At 63.2% G+C, this 5,553-nt stretch carries 7 protein-coding genes; 3 read left to right on the plus strand and 4 right to left on the minus strand.

Features of this window, described 5'->3' with window-relative positions:
• Positions 1–798 (plus strand): 2-oxoglutarate dehydrogenase complex dihydrolipoyllysine-residue succinyltransferase (gene odhB / locus VZ95_RS08240; protein WP_045775425.1); only part of this gene is annotated, 798 nt, incomplete at its 5' end.
• 51 nt (positions 799–849) lie between these two features.
• On the opposite strand, the gene ccmB is transcribed toward odhB, so the two are convergent.
• Entirely contained in the window at positions 850–1,509 is a 660-nt protein-coding gene (gene ccmB / locus VZ95_RS08245; RefSeq protein ID WP_045775426.1) for a heme exporter protein CcmB, read from the minus strand.
• A 75-nt stretch (positions 1,510–1,584) separates the two neighbouring features.
• On the opposite strand from ccmB, the gene VZ95_RS08250 reads away from it, so the two are divergent.
• The gene (locus VZ95_RS08250) at positions 1,585–2,472 is read left to right on the plus strand and encodes a LysR substrate-binding domain-containing protein (RefSeq protein WP_045775427.1); all 888 of its coding nucleotides are present in this window, start codon (positions 1,585–1,587) and stop codon (positions 2,470–2,472) included.
• A gap of 96 nt (positions 2,473–2,568) precedes the next feature.
• Here VZ95_RS08250 and VZ95_RS08255 read toward each other — a convergent pair whose 3' ends face one another.
• Genes VZ95_RS08255 through VZ95_RS29720 form a run of 3 tightly spaced genes read right to left on the minus strand, consistent with a single transcriptional unit; the run spans position 2,569 to position 4,901 of the window.
• A complete protein-coding gene (locus VZ95_RS08255; RefSeq protein WP_045775428.1) occupies positions 2,569–3,018 on the minus strand; it encodes a Dps family protein in 450 nt (149 codons plus the stop codon).
• A gap of 45 nt (positions 3,019–3,063) precedes the next feature.
• Positions 3,064–4,638 (minus strand): ABCB family ABC transporter ATP-binding protein/permease, encoded by a 1,575-nt coding sequence (locus VZ95_RS08260; RefSeq protein ID WP_456297685.1) that lies wholly within the window; start codon positions 4,636–4,638, stop codon positions 3,064–3,066.
• 44 nt (positions 4,639–4,682) lie between these two features.
• Positions 4,683–4,901 carry a hypothetical protein gene (locus VZ95_RS29720; RefSeq protein WP_456297686.1) on the minus strand — a complete coding sequence of 73 codons (219 nt, stop codon included), beginning with the start codon at positions 4,899–4,901 and terminating at the stop codon, positions 4,683–4,685.
• A gap of 98 nt (positions 4,902–4,999) precedes the next feature.
• On the opposite strand from VZ95_RS29720, the gene VZ95_RS08265 reads away from it, so the two are divergent.
• Positions 5,000–5,553 (plus strand): ComF family protein (locus tag VZ95_RS08265; protein ID WP_052711603.1); only part of this gene is annotated, 554 nt, incomplete at its 3' end.

Raw genomic sequence — 5,553 nt, forward strand, 5'->3', positions numbered from 1 at the left:
GTGACCAAGGGCGACGTGTTGGATGCGTTGGCGAGCAAGGTCGGCGCGGCTCCGGTGGCAGCGGCTTCGGCCCCGGTCGCGTCCGGCCCGCGTGACGAGCGCGTGCGGATGACCCGCCTGCGCAAGCGCATCGCCGAACGCCTGAAGCAGGCGCAGAACACCGCCGCCATTCTCACCACCTTCAACGAGGTGGATATGTCGGCGGCGATGGCGTTCCGCACCCAGTACAATGATGCTTTCGAAAAGAAGCACGGCGTGAAGCTCGGCTTCATGTCGATCTTCGTCAAAGCCTGTATTGCCGCGCTGAAGGAACTTCCGGCGGTGAATGGTGAAATCGACGGCGATGACATCATCTACAAGAATTATTACGACATCGGCGTTGCCGTTGGCACCGAACAGGGCCTCGTCGTGCCGGTCTTGCGCGATGCCGATGCGCTCGGGTTCGCCGATATCGAAAAGAAGATCGCCGAGCTTGGCAAGCGCGCCCGCGATGGCAAGCTGGCGCTCGAAGATCTGCAAGGCGGCACCTTCACCATCTCCAACGGTGGGGTGTATGGCTCGCTCCTGTCCACGCCGATCCTGAATACGCCGCAGTCCGGCATTCTCGGCATGCACAAGATCCAGAAGCGCCCGATGGTGATTTCGGACAAGGCGGGCGACCGCATCGAAATCCGCCCGATGATGTATCTGGCGCTGTCCTACGATCACCGCATTATCGATGGCCGCGAAGCCGTTACCTTCCTCGTGAAGGTGAAGGATCTCATCGAAGATCCGCGCCGCCTGCTGTTCGATATCTAAGCGTAACGGTTTAGAGAACCCCCGCCGGAGTGATCCGGCGGGGGTTTTTGTTTAATCGCTCACCGCCAACCGTAACGCTCCCGCAACGACCATCGGCGCGAGCGGCAGTGCGACCGCGAGCAAGGCCCCTAGAATCAGCAGCGCCGGTCCGGCACCGAGGCCGGTTGCCGCGCCTTCGACTGCGCTAACACCGAAAATCAAGACAGGTAGCACGAGGGGCAGCACCAGCAGCGGCACCAGCGCGCCGCCGCGCCGGGCACCCAAGGTTACCGCCGCCCCAATCGCGCCGATCAGGCTCAGGCAGGGCGTGCCGAGGGCCATTGAGGCGAGCAGCGCGCCATAGGCCTCCCCCGGCAGGTTCAGCATCACGCCGAGCAGGGGCGAGAGCAGTAGCAGCGGCAGGCCGGTGGTGAGCCAATGGACGGCAATTTTCGATGCGGCCAACAGCGCCAGCGGCTGCGGCGAGAGCGCCAGCAACTCTAAGGTGCCATCGGCGTAATCGGCCTCGAACAGGCGGTCGAGCGACAGCATGGCGGCGAGCAGCGCCGTGACCCAGACGATGCCGCTGGCGATGCGGCCCAGCAACACGGGTTCCGGCCCAACGCCGAGCGGAAACAGCGTGGCGGCCAGAATGAAGAAAATCAGCACCGGCATCAGGTCCGACGCTTGGCGCAGCGCCAGCCGCAGTTCGTGGCGAAAAAAAGCTCCCATCGATCAAGTTTAGGCGGGGCAAGGGGGCGGGGACAAGGGCTTGCGCTCCCGCGCGCTTTTTGGTTGATGGGACCCATGAGCCGCCGTCTGCCCCCCCTCAATGCCCTGAAAGCCTTCGAAGCGGCCGCCCGCACGGGCAGCTTTACGGCGGCAGCGGCGGAATTGGGGGTTAGCCAAGCGGCGGTGAGCCAGCTCGTAAAAGGGCTGGAAGCGCGGCTGGGGCTGGGGCTGTTCGAGCGGCGCGGCAATATTCTGTCGCTCACCCCGCGCGGCGCGGCCTATCTGCCGGTCTTGAGCGATGCTTTCGACCGTATCGCTTTCGCAACGGAAAAACTGGCGGCTCAACCCGATGGGGTTCTCACCCTCGCCTGCGGGCCGACGGTTGCAATCCGCTGGTTAATCCCGCGTCTGCCCGAGTTTCACCGCCAGCACCCGAGCTATGAGGTGCGGCTATCGACCTCGGTGATGGTCGAGGAAGTGGGGGCGGTGTCATTGCTGGCCGATGGCATTACGGCGGCGATCCGGCTGACCGAGCATACCGGCTTGCGCCCCGATGGCTTGATGGCGGAACCACTGTTCACCGCCGACCTTTTCCCCGTTGCCGCCCCGGCCGTCGCCGCCCGGCTGCGTCGCCCGACCGATTTGACCGGGGAAACGCTGCTGCACGTTCGCCATGCCGAAGATGAATGGCCGATTTGGCTGAAGGCCGCCGGGCTTGCGCCGAAGATGGGCACGGCCGGGGCGCTCTGGTTCGATTTCCACGCCTTCGCCCTGCAAGCGGCGCTGGATGGATTGGGAATAGCCTTAGCGCGGCGACCGTTCGTGGAGCAGGATCTTGCCGCCGGACGCCTCGTCGCGCCCTTCGATCTCAGCGTGCCGAAAGGCGCGGCCTGGTGCCTCATCTATCGTCCCGATTCCGAAATGATCCCCGCGTTCGAAGCATTTCGCGCGTGGCTGCGGTGACATTCGTATCGGTATCGTAATAAAACCCGGTTCCCCAAGGGCGGCCTCGCCCTTGGGTGGGGTTGTTAGGGGCAAAGCCCCTAATGCAATTAATCCTCAGCCCAGGAGGGCCGTGAGCATCCAGGCGGCTTTTTCATGCTCGGTAACGCGGCCCGTGGCGAGATCGGCGCTGGAATCATCGCTGGCGCTTTCGGCGGCTTTGATGACGGCATAGGCCGATTTGGCGACGGTGAGGTGATCGTCGCGTAAGGCCGTAATCATGTCGCGGGCGGGCGGGTGCCCGGCGGTGCTTTTGACGCTGGCGCGGTCGGTGAATTCGCCGAAGGAGGCCGGGGCGGGGAAGCCGAGGGCACGGATACGCTCGGCAACCTCGTCGACGGCCCCGGACAGCGCTTCGTATTGATCCCCGAACAATTGGTGCAACTGCACGAAATCGGAGCCAACGACGTTCCAGTGATAGTTCTGGGTTTTGAGCGCCAGAATATAGCTATCGGCGAGCAGCACGCCGAGGGCGGTGGCAACGTCTTGGTTGGAGCGTTTGGACATGGAACTTCTCCTTTATTAGAATTATTCTAACTTACCCGAAAACCCCTAGACTGTCGATGGGCTGAGACTGGGGCTCGGCCCTGCGTCGTCGGCAAGGTCGCTGAGCTGCTGCTGCCACATGCGGGCGTACCGGCCATTTTGGGCCAGAAGCTCCGCGTGGCTGCCGCGCTCGGCCACTTCGCCCTTATCGAGCACGAGGATTTCATCGGCGCCGATCACCGTGGACAAGCGGTGCGCGATAATCAAGGTGGTCCGATCCTCGGAGACCTGATCGAGGCTTTCCTGGATTTGCTTTTCGGTCTTGGTATCGAGCGCGCTGGTGGCTTCATCGAAAATCAGCAGGCGCGCCCGCTTCAAGATGACGCGAGCAATGGCAACGCGCTGCTTCTCGCCGCCCGAAAGCTTCAGGCCGCGCTCGCCGACTTTGCTTTGGTAGCCGTCCGGCAGCGACAGGATGAAGTCGTGAATGCGGGCGAGGCGGGCGGCTTCTTCCACTTCCGCCGGGGTCGCATCGGGCCGACCGTAGAGAATATTGTAATAGATCGTATCGTTGAACAGCACGGTATCCTGCGGAACGATGCCGATGATCTTCCGTAAGGAGGCTTGCGAGACGGCGCGAATATCCTGGCCATCGATGCGGATGGCGCCGCTCGTTACGTCGTAGAAACGATAGAGCAGGCGCGACAGCGTCGATTTCCCCGCCCCGGAGGAGCCGACGACGGCCAAGGTTTTACCGGCGGGGATAGTAAAGCTCACGCCGTGCAGAATCGGGCGGCGGGAATCATAGCCGAAATCGACGGCATCGAAGGTTACTTCGCCGCCATTCACGGCTAGCGGCGGTGCGCCTTCGGTATCGGCGACCTCGCGCTCGACGCGCAGCAGGCTAAACATCTGCTCCATATCGGTCAGCGACTGGCGAATCTGACGGTAGACGAAGCCCAAGAAGTTGAGCGGCATGTAAAGCTGAATGAGGAACGTGTTCACCAGCACCAAATCGCCCACGGTCATGCTGCCATCGGCGACGCCCTGCGCCGTCATGCTCATTACGGCGATCAGCCCGATGGCGATAATCGTGCCCTGGCCGACGTTCAGTGCCGACAGGCTGACCTGGCTGCGCACGGCGGCCTTCTCATAGGCTTGCAGCGCGTGATCGAAGCGGCTGGCCTCGTGCAGCTCGTTGCCGAAATATTTGACCGTTTCATAGTTCAACAGACTATCGACGGCCTTGGTGGTGGCTTCCGAGTCGCGGTCGTTCATCTCGCGCCGGTATTTCGTCCGCCATTCGGTCAGAACAATCGTGAAGACGATATAGCCGATGATGGTGACGAAGGTGATGGCGGCATATTCGATGGAATAGAGGTTCCAGAGAATGCCGCAGACCAAGGCGATTTCCAGTAGCGTTGGCAGCACATTGAACAGCATGAACTGCAAGAGGAACTCGATCCCCTTGGTGCCGCGTTCGATAGCGCGCGACAAGCCACCGGTCTGCCGGTCGAGGTGAAAGCGCAAGGAGAGCGCGTGCAGATGCTTGAAGGTATCGAGCCCGACGCGGCGAATGGCGCGCTGGGCGACCTTGGCGAAAACGGCATCGCGCATTTCACCGAAGGCTTGGCTGAGCACGCGCAACAACCCATAGGCGACGATCAGGCCGATGGGGGCGAGGATCAGCCGTCCACGCCCTTGGCGCTCAAGGCATCGATGGCGTGCTTGAACAGAATCGGCACATAAACGCCGGAAAGCTTCGAGAGCGTGAGGAGGGCCAGCGCCAGGACAACGCGGGCTTTAAGCTCGGTTTCGCCTTTCGGCCAAAGATGCGGCGCGAGGGTGCGCAGGGGGGATTCCCGCTCGGGCGGGGAAGAGGCTTGAACAGAAGGGGCGGTCACGAGACTATCCTTGGTGAATGCACAGAGCGGCGCCGGGAATTGTCGAACCGCGAGGCTAAGGGGTTAACGCTGTGAAGGCAAGCGCAGCTTCGGAAGGCTTGGCAGCGCTCCGGTTCATTGCGCGCCCGTTGATGGCAATGCTCGACTGGGCCTTGCCGCGCCGGTGCTTGCGTTGCGGCGTGGCGGTTGCAGGCGGCGCGCCCTTGGCGGGGCTGTGTCCGGACTGTTGGCCGCAGATGCGCTTTCTCACCCCGCCGTTCGGCACGCGCCCCCTATGCCTGTGCTGCGGTGTGCCGCTGGGGGGAATGCAGAGCGGGCTGTGCAGCGGGTGCCATCGCCAAAAACCGCGTTTTCAGCGGGCGCGCGCCGCCCTGCTCTACGATGAGATAAGTAAGCCGCTCGTGCTGCGCTTCAAGCAGGCCGACCGAACGGAAGGCGCGGCTTTGTTTGCGGCTTGGATGGTACGGGCGGGCGGCGAGGTGCTGGAAGGGGCGGATCTGTTGATCCCGGTGCCGCTGCATCGCACGCGCTTGCTGTACCGCCAGTTCAATCAGGCGGCGCTGCTGGCCCAGGCGATCAGCCGACAGACGGGAATTCCGACAGTGCCCACAGCGCTGCGGCGCGTGCGGGCGACGGGCACCCAGCGCCAGCG

This window comes from Elstera litoralis (genome assembly GCF_000963705.1).
GTDB classification, from domain to species: Bacteria; Pseudomonadota; Alphaproteobacteria; order Elsterales; family Elsteraceae; genus Elstera; species Elstera litoralis.